This window comes from Candidatus Seribacter sulfatis (assembly GCF_964187635.1).
Classification (GTDB): Bacteria; Verrucomicrobiota; Verrucomicrobiia; order Opitutales; family Seribacteraceae; genus Seribacter; species Seribacter sulfatis.
In genome coordinates, this window is sequence record NZ_CAXLMO010000089.1 from 1 (window position 1) to 23,231 (window position 23,231).

General features: G+C 44.3%; 22 protein-coding genes. 13 read left to right on the forward strand and 9 right to left on the reverse strand.

Annotation, left to right across the window (positions count from 1 at the left end):
* A partial coding sequence (locus ACKPQ5_RS08365) for a PPC domain-containing protein (RefSeq protein ID WP_407678651.1) occupies positions 1-1,034 on the reverse strand: 1,034 nt, incomplete at its 3' end.
* 86 nt (positions 1,035-1,120) lie between these two features.
* Positions 1,121-2,440 carry a DUF1501 domain-containing protein gene (locus tag ACKPQ5_RS08370; RefSeq protein ID WP_407678652.1) on the reverse strand — a complete coding sequence of 440 codons (1,320 nt, stop codon included), beginning with the start codon at positions 2,438-2,440 and terminating at the stop codon, positions 1,121-1,123.
* A gap of 199 nt (positions 2,441-2,639) precedes the next feature.
* Here ACKPQ5_RS08370 and ACKPQ5_RS08375 point away from each other — a divergent pair, with 199 nt between their 5' ends.
* The 3 genes from ACKPQ5_RS08375 to ACKPQ5_RS08385 are packed head-to-tail and all read left to right on the forward strand — an operon-like array spanning position 2,640 to position 6,523.
* On the forward strand, positions 2,640-2,888 hold the full coding sequence (locus tag ACKPQ5_RS08375; protein WP_407678653.1) for a hypothetical protein: 249 nt from the start codon (positions 2,640-2,642) through the stop codon (positions 2,886-2,888).
* 3 nt (positions 2,889-2,891) lie between these two features.
* Positions 2,892-4,460: a mechanosensitive ion channel family protein gene (locus ACKPQ5_RS08380; protein WP_407678654.1), complete on the forward strand. Its 1,569-nt coding sequence runs from the start codon at positions 2,892-2,894 to the stop codon at positions 4,458-4,460.
* Entirely contained in the window at positions 4,457-6,523 is a 2,067-nt protein-coding gene (locus ACKPQ5_RS08385) for a type II secretion system protein GspD (protein WP_407678655.1), read from the forward strand. Before ACKPQ5_RS08380 ends, ACKPQ5_RS08385 begins: the two co-directional genes overlap by 4 nt.
* Here the strand turns inward: ACKPQ5_RS08385 and ACKPQ5_RS08390 are convergent.
* The gene (locus ACKPQ5_RS08390; RefSeq protein ID WP_407678656.1) at positions 6,520-8,031 is read right to left on the reverse strand and encodes an FAD-binding protein; all 1,512 of its coding nucleotides are present in this window, start codon (positions 8,029-8,031) and stop codon (positions 6,520-6,522) included. The two genes, ACKPQ5_RS08385 and ACKPQ5_RS08390, sit on opposite strands and share 4 nt — an antisense overlap.
* Before the next feature lie 106 nt (positions 8,032-8,137).
* Here ACKPQ5_RS08390 and ACKPQ5_RS08395 point away from each other — a divergent pair, with 106 nt between their 5' ends.
* Both ACKPQ5_RS08395 and ACKPQ5_RS08400 read left to right on the forward strand, forming a co-directional pair.
* The gene (locus ACKPQ5_RS08395; protein WP_407678657.1) at positions 8,138-9,274 is read left to right on the forward strand and encodes a sialate O-acetylesterase; all 1,137 of its coding nucleotides are present in this window, start codon (positions 8,138-8,140) and stop codon (positions 9,272-9,274) included.
* Positions 9,275-9,277: 3 nt separating this feature from the next.
* Positions 9,278-10,744, forward strand: a complete 1,467-nt coding sequence (locus ACKPQ5_RS08400) for a sulfatase family protein (RefSeq protein ID WP_407678658.1) — start codon at positions 9,278-9,280, stop codon at positions 10,742-10,744.
* A 61-nt stretch (positions 10,745-10,805) separates the two neighbouring features.
* On the opposite strand, the gene ACKPQ5_RS08405 is transcribed toward ACKPQ5_RS08400, so the two are convergent.
* From ACKPQ5_RS08405 to ACKPQ5_RS08415, 3 genes are read right to left on the reverse strand one after another with little or no spacing between them, the layout of a single operon-like run.
* Positions 10,806-11,141, reverse strand: a complete 336-nt coding sequence (locus ACKPQ5_RS08405) for a gamma-glutamylcyclotransferase family protein (protein WP_407678659.1) — start codon at positions 11,139-11,141, stop codon at positions 10,806-10,808.
* Between the two features lie 26 nt (positions 11,142-11,167).
* The gene (locus ACKPQ5_RS08410) at positions 11,168-12,112 is read right to left on the reverse strand and encodes a GNAT family N-acetyltransferase (RefSeq protein WP_407678660.1); all 945 of its coding nucleotides are present in this window, start codon (positions 12,110-12,112) and stop codon (positions 11,168-11,170) included.
* A 9-nt stretch (positions 12,113-12,121) separates the two neighbouring features.
* Entirely contained in the window at positions 12,122-14,032 is a 1,911-nt protein-coding gene (locus ACKPQ5_RS08415) for a sulfatase-like hydrolase/transferase (protein ID WP_407678661.1), read from the reverse strand.
* A gap of 230 nt (positions 14,033-14,262) precedes the next feature.
* On the opposite strand from ACKPQ5_RS08415, the gene ACKPQ5_RS08420 reads away from it, so the two are divergent.
* Both ACKPQ5_RS08420 and ACKPQ5_RS08425 read left to right on the forward strand, forming a co-directional pair.
* Entirely contained in the window at positions 14,263-15,063 is an 801-nt protein-coding gene (locus tag ACKPQ5_RS08420; protein WP_407678662.1) for a hypothetical protein, read from the forward strand.
* Positions 15,064-15,196: 133 nt separating this feature from the next.
* Entirely contained in the window at positions 15,197-16,687 is a 1,491-nt protein-coding gene (locus tag ACKPQ5_RS08425) for a hypothetical protein (RefSeq protein WP_407678663.1), read from the forward strand.
* Between the two features lie 44 nt (positions 16,688-16,731).
* Here ACKPQ5_RS08425 and rmuC read toward each other — a convergent pair whose 3' ends face one another.
* Positions 16,732-18,168, reverse strand: coding sequence for a DNA recombination protein RmuC (gene rmuC / locus ACKPQ5_RS08430; RefSeq protein ID WP_407678664.1), 1,437 nt, complete (start codon positions 18,166-18,168; stop codon positions 16,732-16,734).
* 258 nt (positions 18,169-18,426) lie between these two features.
* On the opposite strand from rmuC, the gene ACKPQ5_RS08435 reads away from it, so the two are divergent.
* Both ACKPQ5_RS08435 and ACKPQ5_RS08440 read left to right on the forward strand, forming a co-directional pair.
* Positions 18,427-18,678, forward strand: coding sequence for a type II toxin-antitoxin system Phd/YefM family antitoxin (locus ACKPQ5_RS08435; RefSeq protein ID WP_407678665.1), 252 nt, complete (start codon positions 18,427-18,429; stop codon positions 18,676-18,678).
* On the forward strand, positions 18,668-18,961 hold the full coding sequence (locus tag ACKPQ5_RS08440) for a type II toxin-antitoxin system RelE family toxin (protein WP_407678666.1): 294 nt from the start codon (positions 18,668-18,670) through the stop codon (positions 18,959-18,961). The genes ACKPQ5_RS08435 and ACKPQ5_RS08440 overlap by 11 nt, the downstream gene beginning before the upstream one ends.
* 45 nt (positions 18,962-19,006) lie before the next feature.
* Here the strand turns inward: ACKPQ5_RS08440 and ACKPQ5_RS08445 are convergent, their stop codons facing one another.
* Positions 19,007-19,285 (reverse strand): hypothetical protein, encoded by a 279-nt coding sequence (locus tag ACKPQ5_RS08445; protein ID WP_407678667.1) that lies wholly within the window; start codon positions 19,283-19,285, stop codon positions 19,007-19,009.
* Positions 19,278-19,601 carry an antibiotic biosynthesis monooxygenase family protein gene (locus ACKPQ5_RS08450; protein ID WP_407678668.1) on the reverse strand — a complete coding sequence of 108 codons (324 nt, stop codon included), beginning with the start codon at positions 19,599-19,601 and terminating at the stop codon, positions 19,278-19,280. The genes ACKPQ5_RS08445 and ACKPQ5_RS08450 overlap by 8 nt, the downstream gene beginning before the upstream one ends.
* Positions 19,602-19,711: 110 nt before the next feature.
* Here ACKPQ5_RS08450 and ACKPQ5_RS08455 point away from each other — a divergent pair, with 110 nt between their 5' ends.
* The 4 genes from ACKPQ5_RS08455 to ACKPQ5_RS08470 form a co-directional block, all read left to right on the forward strand.
* Entirely contained in the window at positions 19,712-20,056 is a 345-nt protein-coding gene (locus ACKPQ5_RS08455) for a VanZ family protein (RefSeq protein WP_407678669.1), read from the forward strand.
* Between the two features lie 68 nt (positions 20,057-20,124).
* Positions 20,125-21,063: a hydroxypyruvate isomerase family protein gene (locus tag ACKPQ5_RS08460; RefSeq protein WP_407678670.1), complete on the forward strand. Its 939-nt coding sequence runs from the start codon at positions 20,125-20,127 to the stop codon at positions 21,061-21,063.
* Positions 21,064-21,131: 68 nt separating this feature from the next.
* Positions 21,132-22,106 (forward strand): DNA cytosine methyltransferase, encoded by a 975-nt coding sequence (locus tag ACKPQ5_RS08465; protein ID WP_407678671.1) that lies wholly within the window; start codon positions 21,132-21,134, stop codon positions 22,104-22,106.
* A 13-nt stretch (positions 22,107-22,119) separates the two neighbouring features.
* Positions 22,120-23,231: hypothetical protein (locus tag ACKPQ5_RS08470; RefSeq protein ID WP_407678672.1), on the forward strand; the 1,112-nt coding region annotated here is incomplete at its 3' end.

Genomic DNA, 23,231 nt, shown 5'->3' on the forward strand with positions numbered 1-23,231 from the left:
CCCTTCTTGGCTTTAAACTTGAAGAAATCCACATCCTTTTCTTTTTCGATAATTCCATCAAAAGCCAATGGGAGGGTAAGCTCAGTTACATTTGCTGTTTTTAGGCCATCATTAGGCTCATTTTCTAAAATCGAAGGGAATTCGCAGACCCGAATTGCATTGGGAGCAGGAGCGATCGAACCATTTTGTTCAACACGATATCCAAATCCAAGGTTTTCTTTACTTGGTAATTGAATCTTCTTTTTTATGGGGCCGGTTGGATCTCCCAAAAAAGTTACCTCGAGTAACTTACCCGCCTGTCCCCCAGAAGGAAAAGCAATTAAAGGTCGCGGGAAATCTCCAATGTGAAGCCGGTAATAGAAGTTATTACCGCCTCGATAGGATGATTCCCTTACTTCTACGAAATACTGACCGGATTTTGGGATAATAGTGCTGAGAGTGCTATCTTGAAGAAGCAGTTCTGTATCATCGGATGTTGCGACTTCAAATCGATTTGAATCAAGAATCGCTATGTATGGATCAAAGAGAGGACCCGAGAGACGGATGGCTTCAATTTCTAATGAGATTCTCTGGTCCTTGGTTGCATTGAATTCAAAGTAATCAACATCTTCGTTTTTAACGACACCGTTGATTGTGTGGTTGATCGTAATTTTTTGAGCATCTTCAATAGAGGTATTAGGTTCTTCTTCAGCTAGGTTAGGGTAGGGTCCCACCCAAAAAGTTTTAAGAGTGCTGATACCGGACTTGGTTCTAAGCCTTAACTCATGCTGGCCAAGTTCTGCATCCTTGGAAATTTTAAATTTGGCTTGAATGGATTTATCATTGGTCGCGTTTACATCGAATGCGGTGATGCCCTTCCCATAAAAAAATATTTCTTGGCTCTCCTTGAGGCGATTCCCGGAAATCGTAACATCCATTTCGGATCCGGCTTGTCCCCCCCGAGGTAAAACATTTGTGATGATAGGTTCAGCAGCATGAACTAAAAAAGCTGAACACATTATTGCAGGAAGAACCAAACGGACTAGAAAATTCATGGGCTTGCGCTGATTAAGGTAATTTGCAAGGTGAGCAAATTAGTCCAAATTGGGAAAAACCAATTGAGAATATGCACTGAGAAAAATTAGGCCAACAGTTCTTTGACCACTTTTCCGCCATCCACAATTTCAATGGGACGATCGCCCGGGGCCATTAATTCTTTATCTGCCACAATACCTAACCGATCGTAGACTGTGGTTGCCAAATCTTCAACTGAGAGTGGATTTTCTTCCGGTGCGGTGGCAAATGCATCGGATGATCCGTATACTTGACCACGAGTAATGCCTCCACCTGCAAGTGCAATACTGAAGACTCTGGGGTAATGATCGCGACCATTGGTTTTGTTAATCTTAGGTGTTCTTCCAAACTCAGATGTCATCATCACCAACGTGCTATCCAGTAATCCGCGTTCATCAAGGTCAGAAATAAGAGTAGCAAATGCTTTATCCAGTTCAGGCCCCTGTTTTTTAAATCCCTGTTCGATATTAGAATGCATGTCCCATCCTCCATAAGTCATGGATACAAAGCGCACACCCGATTCCACAAGTCTTCTGGATAGGAGCATCCTTTGCCCGGCTTCATTTTTACCGTATCGCTCTTTGGTCTTATCGCTTTCCTTTTTCATGTCGAACGCTTCCCGAGCTTCTTTCGAACTGATTAAGGAATAAGCATCATTGTAAAAATTATCCATTGAGCTGAGTGCGTCCGATTTCTCCATCTGCCTGAAGTGATCGTCCACGGTGTTCAACAGAGACCTACGCTTATTAAAACGATCTTCGGTTATTCCGTTGGGTAAGGTAAGGTCCTTAACTTTAAAATCTCCCTTTGCAGGGTCTCCACCCAATCCGAATGGGCCATAGGATGAACTTAAATATCCACTTCCCGCAAATTCATTAGGCACTTTGGGAATACAAACATAAGGAGGGAGGTTCTCCCGAGAACCAAATTCATGTGAAACCACAGAACCTATACTCGGGTAGGACAGGGCAGGACTGGGGCGATATCCGGTAAACATGTTGTGGGTTCCACGTTCATGTGCTGCTTCGCCATGACTCATGGATCGACAAACTGTTATCTTATCCGCAATTTTTGCAGACTCCTTAAATTGTTCACTAAAATGGACGCCCGGAATTTTGGTGGGAATACTTTTAAAAGGACCACGGTATTCAAGTGGAGCGTAGGGCTTTGGATCCCAAGATTCTTGATGGGCCATTCCGCCGGGGAGATAAATATGAATGACGCTTTTGGCAGTTCCTTCCTTTGATTTATAAAATTTCTGTGCCCCGTGTGATTTTAATCTAAGGAAATCAGCTAATGTTAATCCCAATCCACCGATAAACCCAACATGCATAAATTCTCGACGAGAAAAATGACTGGGCAGTTCAAAGCATTTTTTTCCATTCATAAGGACCTTTTATTTGTTAATAACAGTGTTTGTTAGAATTCTATTACAATATAATATCCAATCAAGTAATTTTTAGACATATTTAATTATTCTTTTTTCACTCTAGTTGTATTGCGTTGCAATAATTAAATTACAAATTGTTTAAAATTAATATTAAACTTGCAATGCAATTGTATGTGTGTTCGTTTCGTTATTACTGATGGCCAAAGGAAAAACGATCACGATTCGGGTTCCCGAGCAGACTTTTGATGAAATAAAGGGAGTTTGTTCAGATTTAGGGGAAGCCTATAATTTTAATCAGTTTGTAAATCAGAGTCTTTCGGCAATGCTCGAAGTGATTCGCCATGATGGTGAACAGGTGCCGATACCAAAATTTGCAATGATGGCACGCTTAATGAAAAACTATGAGGAATCGGTTTTTCGAGAAAAAGGAAAAAAGGAAAATTGAGTAGTGAAAGATAAAGAATTAAAGCCAAAGCAGGAAGTACCACTCGTTTTTTTACTGGCAAGATTATGGATCCCAGTATCTGCATTTTTGTTTTTTCTTATTTCAATTGTCAGCAAAGAAGAATTGTTGGCTCGTTTTTTAGGAAATGCCTCACTCGTGGTGCATCAAGTAGTCGAGTATGGGACTCAAATCGGGTTATGGTTATCTACTGCTTTTCTTGTTCAACGAATGGTAACCGTATTTATTTGGGATGGTTTAATTGCGGGTATATCCGGTCGTTCGGTCCCGAGATTGCCGAAGGATGTTACCGGGATCTGTATCTTTGGAGTGGCATTGATTGGCATATTGGCCACTGTCTTTAAGCAGTCGGTCACAGGAATATGGGCAACCTCTGGGGTGGTCAGCATCGTAATAGGGGTGGCTCTTCGCAATGTGATTCTTGATATATTTATAGGGCTTTCAATGCATATTGAAAAATCCTTTCAAATCGGAGATTGGGTTATGGTTCACCAAAACCGAAGAGAGACTCATATCGTGGGTCAAGTAGTGGAGATTAATTGGAGGACAACCCGATTGAAGACCACTGCCAAGAACTTAGTGGTGGTGCCGAATAGTAAAATGGGGGAAGCAATTCTTACTAATTACATGCAGCCTAAGCCTCATTTTCGAATCGATCTTCAATTTATTCTCGATTATTCCGTCTCACCCGATCGGGCAATCAGAGTACTTATGTCGGGTGTGCAGTCAGTGGCAGGAAGTAAAAGAATTTTAGTAGAACCCGCTCCGGAAGTCCTTCTCGATGAAGCTTTGTCAACCGGACAGCGATATGCGGTCAGATTTTTTATTCTGCCTGCTCAAATATCACCCAGGGAATCCAAGCATGTGGTTAATAAAAGTGTGATCGAACACTTGGCACGGGCGGGACTGACTCCTTCAATGGAAAAAGAAATGTTGTATTTCGATACCGCATCGAGTTTGCCATTAATTGCATCAGCACGGGACGATAATTTTGACGAAGTTCTCACCAGGAGTGAATTATTTGAGGTCCTGTCCAAGGAGGATTGTCTTGCACTTCTCAAGAAAGTGAAACGAAAAGACTTAAAAGCCGGAGAGTTTTTATATCGCCAAGGAAATGTTGGAGATACTTTTTATTTACTCGCAGAAGGGTTATTATGCTCCTCAATTGAAGTTGCCGACATGGAGTTTCGGGCAAAAGTGGAACGATTAGAATCGGGGATTCATTTCGGGGCGGAAGGGGTTTTGCACAAAGGCACTCGCTTATCAACAATATCTGCAATTACTGATTCGGTGGTATTAGCTTTTGATCCAGAAGTGGTTGCCGAGTTAGCGAGTCGGAATGGTGATTTCCTGTCGTTAGTCAATGAGCGAATGGTCCTCGGTCAGGATCGAATTATGAAGACCAAGTGGAAGATTCAAAAAGAAGAAGCGCGATCCATCACTCGCTCCAAAAAAATTGGAGTGGGTCGTACGATCCAAACTTTTTTTACCGATTTTTTCCCTTCCAGTCATCCGCATGCTAAAACAGTTCCGAATAAACCAAGTTCATCATGAGGAAATATCTCTCCCCTTCTTTCACTAGTCTTTTCTTGATATTGGTTTCAACACTGTTCGGACAAAATGCTGAAAATACTCGAGGTGTAGAGATTGAAATGAAGTCGGAAAGGATTCGGTTGAGCTATGTCGATCCCAGTCGCTGTGCTCAATTACTGAATTTTTATGGCATCAATATCGGGGATCCGAAAAAACCGATTGACCCGACCCAGTTGCCCGTCGTGGTGGCGGTTCCTGAAACTGCATTTCATGAAACGATCCCTGACCACGAAAAAGTCTTCCCCAAAACGGAGACAGATCCAATTAATGAACTCCTCCTCTTCTTTGATGCCGCAGCACCGGAAAAGGCGGGTCGTGTCAGGCGAATAATTCAGGAACAAATCGATTTACCTGCACGCAAAATTATGATCGAGGCAATGGTACTGGAGATCTCCTCCCAAGCTTTAGATCAACTTGGCGTGGAGTGGGATTTTAATAGCGGAGGAGAAGGGATATCTGACAACAATTTTATTCAAGATAAACTGGATGGTACAAACGATAGTTTAGTACTGGGGAAGATAGCTTATCCTGCTGCTGGTAGCGCCCAACTTGATGCGACGATTACCAATGTATTCCGAGAGTTCAACGTGCGGCTTCAGGCATTGGTTGAAGATGGTTCCGCTCAGGTCTTGTCCCGCCCCAGTGTGCTTACATTGGATAATCGAATGGCCTTTATTAATGTTTCTGAAAGGATTCCTATTGCGAACACAAAATTTGTGAAGGACTATGTAAGTGCGGTAGATTTTCGTGATGTTGTGGCAGGAATCCAACTTGCGGTTCGACCTCGCATCAATCGCGATGGAACGGAAGTTTCTTTACAGATCAATGCCGCGGTCTCTGCACGGGTTCCCGGTAAAGATGAAAAAGTGCTGGGTAAGGACTCAATCGTTCTTGCCACTGCACCAACTTTATCAATTCGAGAGGTTAAGACCTATGCTCGAATTGCAAATGACACTCCTTTTATCGTGGGTGGTTTAATCGCAAAAGATTCAGAACAGACCATAAGAAAGGTACCCCTATTAGGAGATATTCCCTTTTTGGGTGCTCTTTTCCGTTCTAAAAATGAGACTGGGCAGAAGAGAGAGGTTATCATCGTAATCACTCCCTCTGTATTACCCGAAGATAGTCCGGTACATGCGGGCATGCCCAAAGATGACGATCTTTTTGATCAATTTGGACATCGTTTATTTCGAGACGCTTATCGAATTCGTGCAGAAGATACCTTTGATCTCAGATATTTAACCGAAAATAAAGGCCTTCAACAATTACAAAGTGCTGTGGACCGAGTGGTCACCGATCATCCTCAATTATCAACCGAATATCCCTATGAAAAATTTGCTCATGATGCGGTTCCGGGAGAAGGTGCATTGGTACGAAGGCAGATTTACGAAGTGCTGAAAAGGCAACAAGCATCCGATGTTTTGGATGTAGAAAAACTTATTTTCTTCGAAAAGTCGAAAGACAGAGGCGATGGAATAAAAGTTCGTTTTCTGGCCGAGTATTTACGGGATGTAGCTCCCTTTGTATTGGCAAAGAAGCAAAGCGGGAAAGCCTTTGGTTTGTGCTTCCGAATGCACCGAAATTCCCTTGAAATTAATGAACTTCTTCACGAACCTGTGCCGGAAATAAAAATAGTGGATTGCCCAGATGATCAAGCCTGGCGATCCTTGTTACTAGAGTCCAATAAGCGGACTCCTGGAACTGCTGCAAAGCAGGTAATCTTTCTTAGAAACCTGGGTGACTTAAACCGTCTGAAAAACGCGATATTGATGAAGAAAATAATTTCCTTAAATGCCTCTGATTATATTCTCAAATTAAAGAATTTTACCCGTGGTCGTCTTCTTCGAATGCCAACCGTTCGGGAGGATGATGTGGAGCTAATTGATGCCGATGTGGCAACCTGTTATTATCATTCCGAACTGTATTACTCAGTACTTGAGGAATCTTTAGAATCGGACTATGCCGCTTTGAAAAAGGTACTGAGTGGTACAGATTATGAGTCTGCACTGAAAGAAACCCGTTAAGGTATCACATTTTTCCAATCTGCCGATTGGAGGAAATAGGAATAAAAATCACTGGCAAATATTTCCTTTGGGTCTGCTTTTTTCTTTGAGGAAATAAAATTTTCCAGTTCCGGGTACGCCTGCAGTAACTGTTTTGTATTAGCGTAGTTTCGATAAGGCAGGTAAAAAGTGCCCCCTTGTGCAAGAGCAATGTCGATGAGTCCACTTACGCTTGGCAATAAAGCTTTTTCTGCTTCCTCAGTGCGATCAATCGTGAATAGCATTACTAATCCGAACATATCTTTTTTGGCATAAGGTAGAGCCGTGTCCCTATCCTGTGAGATTTCTCGGATCGTTACATTGAGAAGACTGTCTGCCTGTGTACGCATTATTTCTCGTGCCAAGTAAATGAAATCAGGAAATTTTGCCTGAGGTACAAAAATTTCAACGAGAATATCAGTTTTATCTTTATCGTTATTGGTAAAGATACGCACCGGTTCGATCAGCAGGTTTGCTCTCGAATGGATTCCCCCGGCTTCTCCACCGATCAAGTTTTCCATCCATTGACGGAATGATTTCCCCCTTGCACTGTTTAAGGAGGCCCGGAAAATGGCCCGGGCCAGTGAGGTTTTGGGAGTTGGTTCATACTCAGCAGGTAACTTGGATATTTCTCCGGTTGTTTGATAGCTTGTAAGAAGTACCTGTTCGAAAAATGTTTCCGGTGCTACGGACAGTCGTCCAAATGCAAGCCGGATTGGACCTTCTTTAATTTTATTCCACTGGCTGTTGAAATTTTCGCAGGTAACAATTTGATGAGTGGATCTGAGGATTTCATTCGGAACCGGTCTGATCCAGGCTTCGAGAATAATTCCGAATAATCCATAGCCTCCAAGGGCATGTTTAAAAACCTGTTTATTTTCTGACCTCGAACAGGTGAGTAGCTCACCGTTTGCATTAAGTAAGGTAATTTTTTCAACGGTCGAACTCACCGGTGGTCGATCAGGTTGCCAACCATGTGCATTCACGCTGAGCGTTCCTCCGATAGAAAAATCGGCGTTGCTCTGCATGACTTCAACCGACAACCCGAGTGGAGCCAAAAATTGCAGAACCTCCTTCCACCTCGCTCCTGCCTGAACATGGAGTAATCCACTTTCCATCTTTATTGCTTTGAGCCTGGAAAGATCGATATGAATGGCTCCTCTTCCAATGCTCTGTTTACCCATCGAGTGCCGAGCACCGAGCGGGATAATTCTTTTGTTTTTTAAAGTGGCTTGATTCAGGGTTTCCTGGAGCAGGGAAATACTTTGATTAAGATCGGCTGGGAGTTGGATGATCCCTGAGTGGTTGGTTTCGTTTAACCCACTGGCGTCATTTATCAGGTTTTTGTTAAGCGTGATAGCCCGATCTTCAGGGATTGGGTCAAAAATAAAGAACACACCGACCCGAATTACTGGGTATGTGAACCACAATATGAGGGTTATTCCAAGCAGCCAAATCCATCGTCTACTTTTTTGAGATAGGGCCTTCAAAATGTGAGATTAAACGACAAATTTTTTACTGGGAGGATAAAACATAATTTAGAAATGACTGATTTTCTTATTGCGTCAATTTCTTTTAAACTGAACTAAAGATTGAATGAGACTCCTTTCGCAAACTTTGTATTTTGTTCTATTTACAATTTTTTATCCTCAGGGTTTTGCTAAAGCTCCCATTCAGGTTTTCATATTGGCAGGCCAGTCAAACATGGAGGGGAAGGGCGGGATTGATCCATTGTTAAATCATCAGATACTGGCTTCGGATACCAAAGACTTTTTTGCCCATTTACACAGAGACGGAGAATATATCGAACGGGATGATATTTGGATTGATTACCTAGGCCGAAGGGGAAACCTAACTGTGGGCTATGGTTCACCAGGGAAAATTGGACCGGAACTTGAATTTGGTAACACCGTGGGCGATGAGTTTACCGAGCAGGTTCTGCTGATCAAAACTGCATGGGGAGGGAAAAGCATTGGCCGAGATTTTCGCCCACCCAGTTCGGGGATTCCATCCAATGAAAAAATAGATGAATTTGTAATGAGTATGGCGAAGAGGGATCATAATAACCGGGTGAAGCAAAAATGGAATCAATTGAAGAAAGAAGACCCGAAGGCATCTAGAAAAGAAGCGGAGGCACAGGTGGAGAAATCTATCGATCAAATTTGGAAAGAAAATTCCGACCAGTACAGGAAGGAGGTGATTGAGAGTCATGGCTACTATTACCGTTTAATGATCAGGGAGGTGCAGGATTGTCTATCTACTCTCAAGGCCCGATTTCCCTCCTACCAAGGGCAGGGGTATGAAATTTCTGGCTTTGTTTGGTTTCAGGGATGGAATGATATGTACAATGGTTTCGAGGAAGAGTACGCAAACAATATGGAGAATTTTATCAAGGATGTACGTGAGGACTTGGGCAAACCCAACCTCCCCTTTGTCATTGGTATCATGGGGCAGAACGGCTTTAAGCAAGCGGCCGGAAATATGGCAGTCGTGAAGGCCGCCCAGGCATCCATGAATGAGGTCAATGAGTTTAAGGGAAATGTAATCGCGATCCCAACTGATGTCTACTGGGACAAAAAAGCGGATGAAGCTTTTCCCACATGGCGGGACAATTTTGAAGAGTGGAAAAAAATTGGTTCCGATCGACCGTACCACTACCTGGGTAGTACCATATTTTTTTCCCGGGTGGGCCGTGGCTTTGGAGAAACTATGTTAAAACTAATAAAAAAATGACCAATGAATAAAAATATATTTCGTGTTACTCTCTTTTCCCTCATTACCTCTGCCTTCGTTTTTTCAAGGGACAAACCCAATATACTTTGGATTGTAGGAGAAAACCTAAAACTTGATCTTGGTTGCTACGGGGCGAAGAATGTAAAAACGCCTAACTTGGATAAGCTCGCTGCCCAGGGAGAGCGTTACAGAAAAGTTTTTTCAACTTCCCCGGTATGTGCGCCCAGCCGAAGTGCGTTTTTTGTGGGTATGTACCAGACCACGACAGATACACATAATATGCGTTCCCATCGAGAAGATGGTTACCGTTTGCCGGCAGGCGTCCGGCCCATTACCCATCGCTTAAGGGATGAAGGATACTTTACCGCGAATCTCAAGACGATGAATGGAGAAGAGATCGGATCAGGAAAACTTGACCTTAATTTTGTTAATGAGGGTAAACTCTATGATGGAGGTAAGTGGGAAGAGCTGAAAGAGAATCAGCCTTTCTTTGCTCAGATGAACACCCTGGAATGCGAATACGATATTTATGACCGAAACACCTGGCGCCAACCCCGAGTTGAATGGAAGGGTGAAAAGCACCATGAACAGATTGCCACAGTAAAAAATGTAACTCCCCCTCCGTACTATCCTGATCATCCCGTTGTGCGTGCGGAATGGGCTCGCTACCTGAATTCCGTTTCGGGTATGGACAAGACGATTGGGAAAGTGCTCCAGCGCCTGAAAAAGGATGGATTGGCCGATAATACCATCGTTATGTTTTTTGGCGATAATGGACGGATCGAGCCACGGGGTATTCATTGGTGTTATGATAGTGGGCTTCATGTGCCCATGATCATCCGTTGGCCTGCAGGTTTTCCTGCCCCTGCAAATTACAGTGTAGGTGCGGTTAAAGACGAAGTTGTCAGCCTAATTGACATTACGCCTACGACTCTTGGTTTTGCTGGGATAAAAAAACCTTTTGGGATGCACGGAAGGGTTTTCCTGGGCAACCGTGTTGGTCCTCAGCGAACCTATGCTTTTTCCGCTCGTGACCGGGTAGATGAGACTGTTAACCGAGTCCGTAGTGTCAGGGGAAAGAAATATCATTACCTACGTAATTACTACCCTGATCGTCATTTTACATCTTTGAACCGATACAAAGAAAAATGTTTTCCGATCAAGCCACTTATGCGTGAATTAATGGCAGCGGGAAAATTAACGGGCCCACCGGCTGATCTTATGTCTCCCACAGTTTCTCCGGAGCAACTATTTGACACCGAGGCGGATCCGCATGAGATAAACAACCTTGCTAGCTCCGCAAAGCCCGAGCATCGTCTGGCACTCCTTCAAATGCGTACTGCTTTGAATACTTGGATCGTGGAGACCCAGGATCAGGGAGAGTTTCCTGAACCCGTAGGAGTGGTCGCTCCCTTTGATAAAGAAATGCACGACTGGTTCGGTACCCCGGAATGGTATGGGAAGAATTAATGCTCCGTTTTCAGTTGCACTGAAAAATGGTTTTTAAAAATTTAATCCAAGTCTCCAATATTTATTCTGCAGCCACATAAGCCCAGGCTGTTGCTCCAGACTTGAAATTGGCTTCTGTTCGTTTGTAGGCACTAACCTCGTAAGTATCCGCCTGTTGTAGTTCTTCCTTGGAAATTTCAAAAATAACTCCCTCTATTTCATCGGAAGGGTTTCCAGTGTAACGGAGGATTGGGTGAATTTCAGTTCCACTTCTTGCAAGAACAGCTTGATCCGTAATTTTGATTTTTGAAATCACATAACCGATTAGGACATCCTTTTTTCCGCAAAGACTTCTTCCAAAAGTTTCTAGCTGTACTTTTTCTAATTGCAGGGTGCCATAAGAAAACAGATTTTCCATTTTAAGAAACCCTTTCAATTCTCATTTTATGCTGTCTCGGGCATGAAGGTGGGCATAATGACACCTCTCGTGGTTGGTTTTTTTCCCAAGCATTGGGCGAAATGAATTTCACAATTTCTAGCTCCCCATGAATAGACAGTTTTTACGGCTTCTGCGGCATTAGTTGGAAGCAGGAATACGGGACTGAATCCGCGAAAAAAATCGAGTTGAGCAGCAAGAAGAGCAGTTGTGATATTTTCTGACCGGGCAACACCGGGACCGATCATCCGGCTCGCCGGGTGATTTACTGAGCATAGAAAGCCAAGCAGTTTCTCATCCCTGTCCCGGGAAATAAGGGTTTTCCAAATGCCCTCTGAATTTTTGATGAAATGAGAAAAGTCTTTCGCCCGCTCAATTCCGACCAATTCCAGTTCCAGTTCAACCATGTCCGCAATATCTTCGGCTACAGCTTCCCGAATGCTTTCACTATCGGGTATCTCAACAAGAGATAATCCATTTGCTGGAACTTGGATGAATAGATCCTGGAAGCTGAGGAATGGCACAAAACCCTTTTTCGTATAAAGCGAGAAGGAATCGAGATTCTGGGCACTTGAAATCAGACGGACAGGCAGTTTTTTTTCTTCAGCAAAGCTGGTTATCCAGGATAAAAGGGAACTTGCGATTCCTTTTCCAAAAAAATCCGAATGAACGTTCATGATCCCGAGGGAAACATGAGTGGTGCGGGGATGATAAAAACAGGAGCCGGCAATCTTTCCGTATTCTCGGCAAACTGCCAGGATACAGCACCCCGGATCGAGTGCCTCATAGACCTCACAAAAGAGCAGGGCATCTGAAGGCGGGCCGTTGAAGATAGGATTTTTTCCATTGGCCACATACCATGAATTTGTGGACTCGTGAATCAATTCAGCCACCTCGTTCCATTCATCCGTTTCCATCGGACGAAGTTCGAATTTATTTGCGGTCTTTGGCACCTTTTTTTGTTACTTCTGTTTTAGTTTATTTAAAAATGCCTGACAGGAAAATCCGACAAACATAGCCATATCCTGATCTCCAGGAAGTACGATTACAGGGGAGAGGTCGGGTGGTCGGATCTTGTGGGCCCGAACCAGGCATTCCTCCATTTGTTTTCGGGCCTTTTTGGCTTTCTTGCCCAATAGTTCGATGGTTCGAGCGGCATGGGTCACCACGATTAAATTTTCATGCTTTAACTCCTGAATCAAGACCGATAGGGCAGGAGCAGGTTTCCCGCGGAGCAGAAGGGTGTTGGCCGCTTCAATTCGCACCGAGGGCGACTGATCATTCAGGGCATTATTGAGAGCTTTTTTTGCATCTTTTCCCAGTTCTTCTTTGTGGGCGCAGAGTCCAATTGCACCCCAATAGCGAACAAGCTCGTTGGTGGATTTAAGGTTGGCAATCAGGATTGATTCCCCAACCAGGCCAACTTGCGATGCGGCTTTCCTTATCGCCTGAAGATCTATTTTGCCCGACTTTCCCACCTCCCAACCTGAGCTGTTTTCGAATAGTTTCCAGGCTTCATACTCGGGCAGAAAACCAAGGTCCCGTGTTTGGTTAAGGTGTTGGTTGAGTGCACCGCGTAGTCGGGTAAGAATCTTTTTATGTGCAGCCGAACCGGCCAAGTTTGTAAGATTTTGCGGATCTTTTTTACAGTCATACAATTCCTCAACCGAACGGGTGGGTCCGGCAAAATGCCATTGTGGAGAAGTCATCTTTTTTCGGTCTGCGAGGCGGTAAAATTCATGCCTAATTTCACCCAGATCAGGCCAGGCAGTCGGTTGGTTGTAACCGAGGTGGGGCATGTAATTGCGGATATAAAGAAAGTTCTGATCGCGGACCGAGCGGGCCAAGTCGCGCACTTCATCCACCCGGTCACGGTGACCGAATACATACCTTCGTGCTTTCACTTGTTCTGGGCCCAAGAAAGGTTTCCCCTGCATGTAGGACGGGATATCGATTCCGGTCAGATTCAGCACAGTAGATGCGAAATCAACAAAAGCGACCATTCGATCAGTGGTTGAGCCCGGCTGGTCAGGGGCGAAATTTTTCCATTTTTCAGGAATCCGAATGAGGAGCGGTACATGCATGCCGGAGTCGAGCAGGGCCCGTTTGTGTCGGGGCATCCCGGATCCATGATCGGAGAAAAAGAAAACAATTGTGTTCTCCGACAGTCCATCCTGTTCCAATTGCCTGAGGATTTCGCCCACTTCTTTATCCATGGCAGTTACACAGTCGTGAAAGCGGGCCACAGTCTTGCGTACCACCGGAGTGTCCGGGTAATAGGGCGGGATCGTGACTTTTGCCGGATTGTGGATCTGATCAGTGCTAAGTTTGGACTGAATTTCTTTTTCAAATCGTTCATGCGGCCATACCATCGACCGGCTTTGGTGGGAAGTCATTAGGTTGAAAACAGAAAAGAAAGGCTTGTTCTTATCCTCCCTCATTCGCCAATGAGCGGAGACAGAATTCTCATCCCATGAACTTTTGATAATCTCCTGGTAGTTTCCTGAATTGTAGTCTGTTTTTACATTATTGGTGGTGTAGTATCCCTGTTTGCGGAGCAGGGCAGGGAAGCCTTTCATGCCAGAAGGCAGAGGGAACCCGGAGCGCATCTGCTGTGTGCCAAGTGTGGGAGGGTAGGAACCCTGGATCAGGCAAGAGCGGGAAGGCGAGCAAACTGGTGCCGAGGCAAAAGCCTTGGAGTAACGAACACTTTCCTCGGCCAATGCATCAATATGGGGGGTGTTCGCGTCCGCGTATCCATAGCAACCTAGTACAGGACTCATATCCTCTGCGGTTATCCATAGAATATTGGGAGATTTTGGATAGAGTGAGAATGTAGAAAATAAAAAAATTAAAACGAGCGGAAATTTCATAGTAGGAGTGTAGCGGAATAAAAAAAATATGTGCAATACTGATTTACACAATTTGATTCTGTAGTTTGGTTAATTCAATTTTTCTAAAGGAGTATTCTGATTAGAGAATACTAAATTAACGAGTCGAAAAAAGGTACTATAGTAATAAATAAAACATATTTTAATAGTAGTAACTTGACTTATATAGTTATTCGTGGGTTTATTGTAAAAACAATAAATATTACATAAAAATGAACTTAATAGCAACAGGTGATGAAGTGTTATCAACTATTCTGCAAGAGGATTATTCTTCTCTTGCTTTACTTCCAAGGGTTGAAAAGTTAATCAATAAGGAGGATCCGACATTGGAGGATGTTTTGAATTTGTGTTCCGAGAATCAGTCATTATTGGATAAGTTGACTCGTAGGGCTGGATTTAATCAAGATAGTGAGGGTTTTGCCAAAGAGATTCTATTTAAGAAAGGATTAAGTTTCTTGAAGAGTCTTGCCATACGCACGATGAACCAGGAGGTGTTCCAATTGCCATTAGGTTTACTTGGAATAAACGGGACAATCCTGAAGAAACGTTCTGTTATATTAGCTCGGTTTACTAAACATTACTATGACTTATTGGATTTAAGCGCTGATGACGCTTATCTTTGTGGTTTATTTTTCAATTTTGGACATGTCTCATTTGAGAAACTGGTACAGGTTCAATTTCTTAGTGGAAATAATTTCGACGATTATCGAAATGATTGTGCGAAATGGACTGCAGGCGCATTGGGCGATATTGGATTTGATCATGTAATCACTTCCTTTATCGAAGACTCTGTTCAAGATTTGTTTTCTACCTCTTTTCCTCTGGGGCAGGCATTAGCGAGAATTGGAAATGGATTATTGATCAATGTGGAAGAAAGTTCCAGTTCCTCATTTCGAGGGAGTTCCGGTATTGATCGTAATTTACTGGATGCAACCGGATTAACTACTCGGGAAATTGTAAATGTTCTTAAAGATCTAACTCGTGATTATAAGGGTGGCACTAATCATCAATAGATTTTGTCTGTTAATTTATAATTTACATAAATAAATGATAATTAATGGATAATGGAAAATCACTTCACGAACAAAGTTAAATTATTAAATAAACTATTTGCTCGGGTGGAGTATTTGTGTATTTATACTAAGTATGAAATTCACAAATGTAATTCAATTTTTCTTATTGTCGCTCTTGCTCCTTCTTTTCTTTTTCGTAACTTCGAAGCTTTTTTCGAATAGCTTAATCGATTGTTGCGGCCTGTTTTCGCCCAATTCAGTTGTTTTCAGTCCTCCCGATTCACCTCGGTTTATTCCACCAGTTCAAGAGGGTTTAGAAAATCGTTTAAAATTACCTGATAGTACTAAGCTTGGTTATAGTAAGCCAAACAGTAAACAAAATCGAAAGTTTGTTATTGATGAAAAATCTTTTCAAAAAGGTAAGTTCGTTCCTCCCGTTAGGGGAAAATTCGAACAAGCCAACAAAGTGCCGCGATTCATTCCCGCCAATCACAATACATTCGTTCCTCAAAAGAAATGCCCCCCGACTGTACAGAACTCCCCGCCCGCATCTCCGGCAATGTTTTATTATGCACCCCGTATAAAAAGTACAAAGGTTTCATCGCCCCCTAATATCGAAGGGTGGGAGAGAAGCATGAGAGAGGAAATGCGATTGAATGGCAGGTCCAAGCATACGGTAGATCGACTACTTGCAAGGATTCGAAAATACTATGATGACAATACGATTACTGCCCATGATTATGCTCCTGGAAATGAAGATTACGCACCCAATTCAGCATCCCGTAAGTTTGCAGAAACCCGCATTCGCCGATCCATTGAATCGATGGCAGATTTTTATAAACAATCCGGTAATCCACAGATGGATTCTGGAAAATCAAGTAATGGTTCTAGGATGATTAAGGGCCAACTCTCATTTATTAATACCCAGCTTGATAAATTGGGCAAGGATCGGGTGGGATTGGAGGAACTTCGTGAAATTGTGGGTTTGAAATTATCCCCATCTCTTCCTCCGAATAAAGCGTTCGCAAAGATTAAAAATCCTGCGGGACTCAATTCCCCTGCCGATATTCAGCCAGTCGAAGAGTTTCTTCCCCACGGGAATAATCTCATTGCCAAGCAGGTCTTGCCTAGAAAGGAAGTTAATAAAGATCTGATCAATGCCAAGATAGAGGAGATTTATAAATCCTTTGCCACATGGTTGGCAGATAATAATAAAGAGTTTCCCTCACTTGACCCGCAAGTGGATGCATTTACACTGCGTTACTTTGAACAAGTAAACCAGGAACTTCGAGGGTTGGGTAAAGTGGATTCGATGCAGATCTTTCGAGAGAAGACGCTGGCCCACCTCGATGAAGTTTTGGATAATCGGGGTCCAGGTATGGAAGGAATGGACCGAGCTCCTCACCTCGTAGAACCGGATCTACCAAAAGAGGAGGACCCTGTCTTTCGAGGGCCGTCTTTAAAGCAACCCTCTTATATTCATTTGGCCAGTCTGCCCGGAAAAGTGGTTTCTTCGAAAAAGGAGTCCGCGACTCTTCCCGGAAATAGAAACCAATTTGACAACCAGGGAAACCAGAGAGTTTTCCGAGTGATGAACAACCTCCCTGGTAAAGCGGTTTTCTAACTCGTCCTCCGCAATAACTGATTGGAGAAGTAAGGTGGCAGATTTTAGGCAGTGCGGTCCAACTCCTGATCTTCTTCCAAAGTAAGTTCATCCTGCTGTTCTGTATCCCCGCCTGAATCAACCTTGTCAAACTGGGCAAAAGAGACGGGTAATTCTTTTTTGGATTGAATCCCTAGATCCCTCAGCTTTTCCACTCTTCCGACTAAATTCCCACTCCCTTTGGATAATTGTCCGAAACCCTTTTCATGTGCCTCCGCAGCTTTTTGCAATGCCTTTCCAATATCATCCATATTGGTCAAAAAACCGCAGAATTTATCATAGAGATTTCCAGCCTGTCGGGCAATTTCGTGAGCATGCTTATTTTGTTTTTCCAATTTCCATAAGTTGGCCACTGTTTTAACGGTGGCCATCAGGGTGGTGGAGGTCACCAACACAATTTTTCGATCAAAAGCATATTGGTACAGATTAGGATCCTCCCGTAAGGCGGCTCCAAATGCAGGTTCAACCGGAATAAAAAGGAGTACAAAATCGGGTGTATTGATCTGCTCGATTGCGGAGTAATCCTTTTCTGAAAGTTCATCGACATGTTTTTTTACCGATTGCAGGTGTTCTTTCAGTGCTCCCTTTTGCAGTTCTTCGTCCTCCAATGAGATCGAACGTTCGTATGCAGTCAGGGATACCTTGGCATCCACTACAATGGCCCGGTTTTCGGGCAGGCGAATAATCGCATCCGGTCGTTGACGGTCAAAAGTTTCCTGCATCGAAAATTCCTGGCCCTTGATTAAACCGGATGCTTCCAAAGTACGTTCGAGGATAAATTCTCCCCAGTCTCCCTGTTTTTTGGAATCTCCTTTGAGTGCATGAGTCAAATTTCTCGCCTCCTCGCTCAATTGAGCCTGGCTTTGTTGCATATTTCCAAGGAATTCTTTGAGGGATGCGTGTTGGCTGAGATCTTTTTCGTGAATATCCTCCACTTTTTTTCGAAACAATTGGATATCTTTATCTAAGGGTTCGAGTACGGCTTTGATATTTTCCTTATTTGCCTCGGTAAACTTAGCACTCTTTTGCTCGAGAATTTTATTGGCCAGATTTTCAAAACGTTCCTGCATTTGCTTGGCAATCTTTTCCTGTTCCTCAATTTGATTTTCCAGCCTCCGGTTTAACTCTATATTCTGAGTCGCCTTTTGCACTTTTTCATGATCCGCCTGTTTTAGCTGTTCCCGTAACTCTGCTTCGAGCTGCTGGCCCTGTTGAATCTCCTCCTTTTGCAGGCGATTTTCAGTTGCCAGTGCATGTGCGGAACCCTCCAGCTCACTTATTTTTAACTGGAGTTCCTTGGAGTCCTCATTTTTGAGGTTTCTATTTTTCACCACATAAATGACCAGGGCAATTAAGCCCACACTCATACCCGCCATTCCATAAATCACTGCTTCCATAATTTCCACATTTTGAACTTGTGGAAAGGGTACCCCTCTTGTCAAGCTTTCGGGAGGATTATGGATAAAATCTTTTGTTTTTAAAACGAGAGTGATTTTCTATCTTGTCATCGCGAGGGATGAAAGCCCGTGGCGATCCACTGTGAACCAGTGAGCAAAGAGAATACCCGTCCGCGTCCTCTCAAGACACGATAAATTGCCGCGTCCCTCACTTACGTTCTCTCCTCGCAATGACAATCCTTGTAACCAAAGTGGTAAAATTTCATTGTAAGTACTAAATTAAGTGCTATATTTAGGTTAATTATGAATACGGTATTAAGTACTTTTTCGGCGAGTGTTTCTGAACTTAAGAAGAACCCCAGTCAATTAATCGAGCAATCGGATGGTGAATCAATTGCGATCTTGAATCATAATAAACCGACAGCTTACTTGGTGCCTGCGGAGAAATACGAACGGATGATGGAGGAGTTGGATGATTTGAATATATCCCGCATCATTCAGGAGCGAGAAGAGGAAAAGAAATTAGCCCAGGAAGTAAGTCTGGATGACTTATAAGCTAAAATTCCTTCCAAGTGCCTGGAAGGAGTGGAATAAAATAGGAGATGTTATCCGTGAACAGTTCAAAAAGAAGCTTGGTGAGCGAATTCTGAATCCAATCATTCCGGCTGATCAACTGAGAGGTTTTAAAAATTATTATAAGATCAAACTTCGATCTGCTGGGTATCGACTGGTCTATGAGGTGGATCGAAATGAAATTGTTGTCTATGTGATTACAGTTGGAAAGCGGGAAAATGATTTAATCTACAAGAAGGTTCAAAAACGGACGCGAAAGAAGTAAAAGATTTCATTTTTTATTTTACCACAACTCTCTCCTTCACTTTTGTCATCGCGAGGGCGTAAGCCCGTGGCGATCCACTGTGTACCAGCAAGCGAAGAGATAAACCCGCCCACATCCCCCGAGACCCGATGGATTGCCGCGTCGTCCGCTTCCGCTCCCTCCTCGCAATGACAACATTGTGCTCGCTACCATTTCTTTCCCCATCTTGTCATCGCGAGGGCAGAAAGCCCGTTGCGATTCACTGTGTACCAGCAAGCGGACCGCACCATCCGAATACTCCTTGGCAAGATAAGCGGGTACGCAACCTCTTTTTGAACTAGCCAACGGTTGCCCCGTCCACCACTCCGAAGCCTTCAAATTCGGGATGGCCGAGGTACAGGTGACCGCGGTTACCGGCTCCGGAATGGGCTTTCCTAAATGCCTCCGATTTGGTCCATGCTTCAAAGTCGTTCTCGGAATTCCATAGAGTATGGGAGGCGTAGAGTACATGGTCTTCGCGTTCGGGTCCTTTCAGTAAATTAAATTTTACGAAGCCAGGCTCGTTTTCGAGATAGGTGGTTCGGGTTTCCCAAATTTCCTCGAAATCTTTTTCGTGGCCTTTGACAATTCTAAAGCGGTTCATGGCAATATAATGACTCATGTATCGTAGAAATAGAGGCGGTTTATGAAATAGCAAGAAATTGCTTAAAATACAGGGCGATTGGGTAAAAAATATTTGCGTAAAAATCGGAGTCTGAAATGATGGGGATTATGGGAAAGTGGAAAATTATATTGGCTTTGTATTGTGGGGCGGTTCTGTATCTATCGTCGGTTTCTTCAGGGGATATACCAGAGATCCCAGTCAAGGTTTCGGATAAGGCACTTCATCTAGTTGAGTATGCAATAATGGGAATACTTGCCTGGGGTGCTTTTGGAAAGGGGGGTGTCGGGTTTCCCTGGGGGTTGCTTGCCTTTTGTGCCTGCTTTGGAATTGGGGATGAGTGCTTTCAGGATTGGATGGGGAATGCACGGAATCCAGATGTGTGGGATGCGGCGGCGGATGCGGTGGGTGCGTTTATCGGTCTGTTGCTCTCGATGGTTTTCTGGAAGAGATAGGGTAAGAATTTGGCCTGGGTAAAACATTACTCTTGCCAGACTATCAACTTTTAGAAAATGATTTTACCATGAGCGAAAATCAAAAATCGGATAGTAATTTATTGGTGCCTTCCACGAGAAGAAATTTATTTAAAGGTATGGCCACCGGTTTGGTTGCCAGTTCAATGGCTGGGCCCGCCATTGTAAGCGGTGCAAAAAAGGGGAAGAAAGCGGGAGTAAGAAAAGGCAGGATTAATCAATCTGTGGTGTCCTGGTGTTTTGCGAAGCATTGGAGTGTGGAAGAAACCTGCCAGCAGGCAAAGAGGCTGGGCTGTAAGAGTGTGGAATTGATTGATTCCAAGCATTGGCCGGTCTTAAAAAAGCATGGCCTGACCTGTGCGATTTCAGGCATTCCGGTGGATGGTCCTCCATTTATTAAAGGCTATAATAATCCGGAATATCATGGGTGGCTCATCAAGGCGACGAAGCAGGCAATTGATGAATCAGCAGATTTTGGCTGCCCCAATGTGATTGCATTCACCGGGTACGAGGAGAATTTTTCCCGTGAACAGGGAGCGAAGAATTGTATTGAAGGGTTTAAAAAAGTAGCCGGGTATGCCGAGAAAAAAGGAGTGACGATTTGCCTGGAAATGCTGAACAGTCGGGATGATACTGATCCGAATAAAGGACACCCTGGGTATCAGGGTGACCACACGGATTACTGTATGGATATTTTAAATGCAGTGGGCTCGCCAAGGGTGAAACTATTGTTTGATATTTATCATGTACAAATCATGGATGGGGACGTGATCCGCCGGATTGGGGAGTGCGGGGATATGATCGGACATGTGCACACCGCGGGTAATCCGGGCCGGGGCGAACTCGATGATAAACAGGAAATTAATTACCCTCCAATTATGAAGGCTTTGCTGGATATCAAATATAAAGCCTTTGTGGGGCAGGAATTTATTCCCACCCGCGATCCGGTAAAAGGCCTGACCGAAGCGGTCGAGCTTTGTGATGTGTAAAAAATAAATCCTTTCTTATTGCGCTTTTTTATTCCACTTACTACTCCTAAGGGAGTGGTGATTTGGAGATGGAAAAAGTAAATTATATTGATCTTTTTTGTGGTGTCGGTGGGTTTAGGCATGCCTTAAAATCCCCTGGAAGTCAGTGTGTGTTTTCCTCGGATATTGACCCGGATGCCCGGTTGATTTACGCCCAGAATTGGGGTGAAGAACCAGCGGGTGATATTGGTCAGGTGGGGGTTGCAGAAATCCCTCCCCATGATGTGCTTTGTGGCGGTTTTCCCTGTCAGCCCTTCAGTATATCGGGGAATCAAGGTGGATTTGAGGATGCACGGGGTACATTACTGCACGAGATTTTACGGATTGCACGGCACCATCAACCCAGTGTTCTTTTTTTGGAAAATGTAAAGAATTTCCTAAGTCATGGAGGGGGAGAGACATTGGCGAAGACTATTGAACTGCTTAATCGGGTCGGGTATCAGGTACATTATTCCCTACTCAATGCTTCCCGTTATGGAGTGGCTCAAAAGAGGGAACGGGTTTATTTTGTCTGTTTTCGAAAAGAGCTCGGAATCGAGGATTTTCAATTCCCCGTGCCAAGCGATGAGGATGTGGCGGTGGAGGATATTTTATTACCCAAGGGCGACCGCAGGCTTGATGATCTGATTATCCAGCGCTCGGACTTGCGACTCAAAGAAAAAATGCCCACAGAGCGGGAAAACCGAACACTTCGAATTGGCACCGTGGGGAAGGGCGGACAGGGAGAACGGGTATACAGTCCGAAAGGCCATGCTATCACCCTTTCTGCATTTGGTGGTGGGATTGGGGCAAAAACGGGCATGTATTTAATCGACGGGCAAATCCGCCGGCTTCATCCCGAGGAGTGCCGTCGCCTGATGGGGTTTCCCGATGGTTTTACACTGCACGACCGCCCCAATGTATCTTACAAACAATTTGGCAATTCCGTGGCCGTGCCAGTGGTGCGAAAAATCTTTCAATCGATTCTGCCTATACTGAGTGGGCGGACTTTACAGGCGGCCTAGTGCCGACTTTTTGATGGAGGTTACTACAAATGCAATTCCCTGGAAAGGGTCCGCGGTGGAGAGCGGAGTGGATTGGTTGGTGGCCCAGTCCAGCAGAAAGCAATTTATTGATTTATCCCGCCTTTGGGTAATTACTCAAACGAGCGGCGCTTCGCGTCGGTTAAGTGAAGCCCTCGCCCAATATGCGGAGGAGCAGTCCACGGCTTGCCTTTTACCGAGGTGGAGCACGCCGGGCTCCCTGATTAAACCGGAGGGAGATTTCCTGGATGGGTTTCGTATTGCCACCCCCATCCAAGTACTTGCCAAGTGGGTTGAAATTCTGAAGGAAAATGATTTATCCCAATACCCCGATCTGTTTCCCCGGTTACCCCAGGAGCTTGATGTTTCGTGGGGGCTTTCGATGGCCGGTGCATTGGTGAAGTTACGGGAGACCCTGGCTGAGGCAAACCATGACTGTCAATCTGTGGAACAGAGCCGGATAACTGAGAAGTGGGCCGAGCAGGACAGGTGGTCGGATTTGGCCAGACTGGAAAAAGTATACCGGGAGAAATTGGAGGGTGGAAGAATGATTGATCCAATGGATGCGAGGAGAAGATGGGTTCGTCAATCCGTGGTCCCGAAGGGTGTGAAATGTATTGTTTTATTAGGGGTGTCCGGATTTCCGGACTTGGGGAAAACGGCTTTGGAAAATGCGGCTAAGCAGGGAGTGGATTTACAGTCAGTCATTTTTTGTTCCAATGAGGAGGATCTTATTTCATTTGATGAATTTGGCCGACCCCTCCGGGCAGCCTGGGAGGCAAGACCGCTTGGGCTATCGGATGATCAGTTAAACCTGGTGTACGGTCCACAGGAACAGGCCAATTATGCCAGAGACTTGATCCATACAGAAACGGGGGTCTGTCAGGAAAGCCTGAATATTGGCGTACTTGATCCCGAGGTCAAAGGTGTCCTGATTTCAGCTGGGGAGTCTGAACACAACTTACCGGTTTTTTATGACCCGGAGGGTACACCGGGGATACAGTCACCGTTACACAGTTGGTTGAAAGCGGTGCATGAATTATTGGCGGGTGGGGAGATGAATATAGCTACTCAATTATTGCGTTTTCCACAGACCCTTTCCTGGCT

Coding starts and splice junctions, on each gene's coding strand:
- ACKPQ5_RS08370 (WP_407678652.1), bottom strand. CDS start 2,440: ATGAATGGAAAAAAATGCTTTGAACTGCCCAGTCATTTTTCTCGTCGA.
- ACKPQ5_RS08375 (WP_407678653.1), top strand. CDS start 2,640: ATGGCCAAAGGAAAAACGATCACGATTCGGGTTCCCGAGCAGACTTTT.
- ACKPQ5_RS08385 (WP_407678655.1), top strand. CDS start 4,457: ATGAGGAAATATCTCTCCCCTTCTTTCACTAGTCTTTTCTTGATATTG.
- ACKPQ5_RS08395 (WP_407678657.1), top strand. CDS start 8,138: ATGAGACTCCTTTCGCAAACTTTGTATTTTGTTCTATTTACAATTTTT.
- ACKPQ5_RS08400 (WP_407678658.1), top strand. CDS start 9,278: ATGAATAAAAATATATTTCGTGTTACTCTCTTTTCCCTCATTACCTCT.
- ACKPQ5_RS08405 (WP_407678659.1), bottom strand. CDS start 11,141: ATGGAAAATCTGTTTTCTTATGGCACCCTGCAATTAGAAAAAGTACAG.
- ACKPQ5_RS08415 (WP_407678661.1), bottom strand. CDS start 14,032: ATGAAATTTCCGCTCGTTTTAATTTTTTTATTTTCTACATTCTCACTC.
- ACKPQ5_RS08420 (WP_407678662.1), top strand. CDS start 14,263: ATGAACTTAATAGCAACAGGTGATGAAGTGTTATCAACTATTCTGCAA.
- ACKPQ5_RS08425 (WP_407678663.1), top strand. CDS start 15,197: ATGAAATTCACAAATGTAATTCAATTTTTCTTATTGTCGCTCTTGCTC.
- ACKPQ5_RS08435 (WP_407678665.1), top strand. CDS start 18,427: ATGAATACGGTATTAAGTACTTTTTCGGCGAGTGTTTCTGAACTTAAG.
- ACKPQ5_RS08440 (WP_407678666.1), top strand. CDS start 18,668: ATGACTTATAAGCTAAAATTCCTTCCAAGTGCCTGGAAGGAGTGGAAT.
- ACKPQ5_RS08450 (WP_407678668.1), bottom strand. CDS start 19,601: ATGAGTCATTATATTGCCATGAACCGCTTTAGAATTGTCAAAGGCCAC.
- ACKPQ5_RS08455 (WP_407678669.1), top strand. CDS start 19,712: ATGGGAAAGTGGAAAATTATATTGGCTTTGTATTGTGGGGCGGTTCTG.
- ACKPQ5_RS08460 (WP_407678670.1), top strand. CDS start 20,125: ATGAGCGAAAATCAAAAATCGGATAGTAATTTATTGGTGCCTTCCACG.
- ACKPQ5_RS08465 (WP_407678671.1), top strand. CDS start 21,132: ATGGAAAAAGTAAATTATATTGATCTTTTTTGTGGTGTCGGTGGGTTT.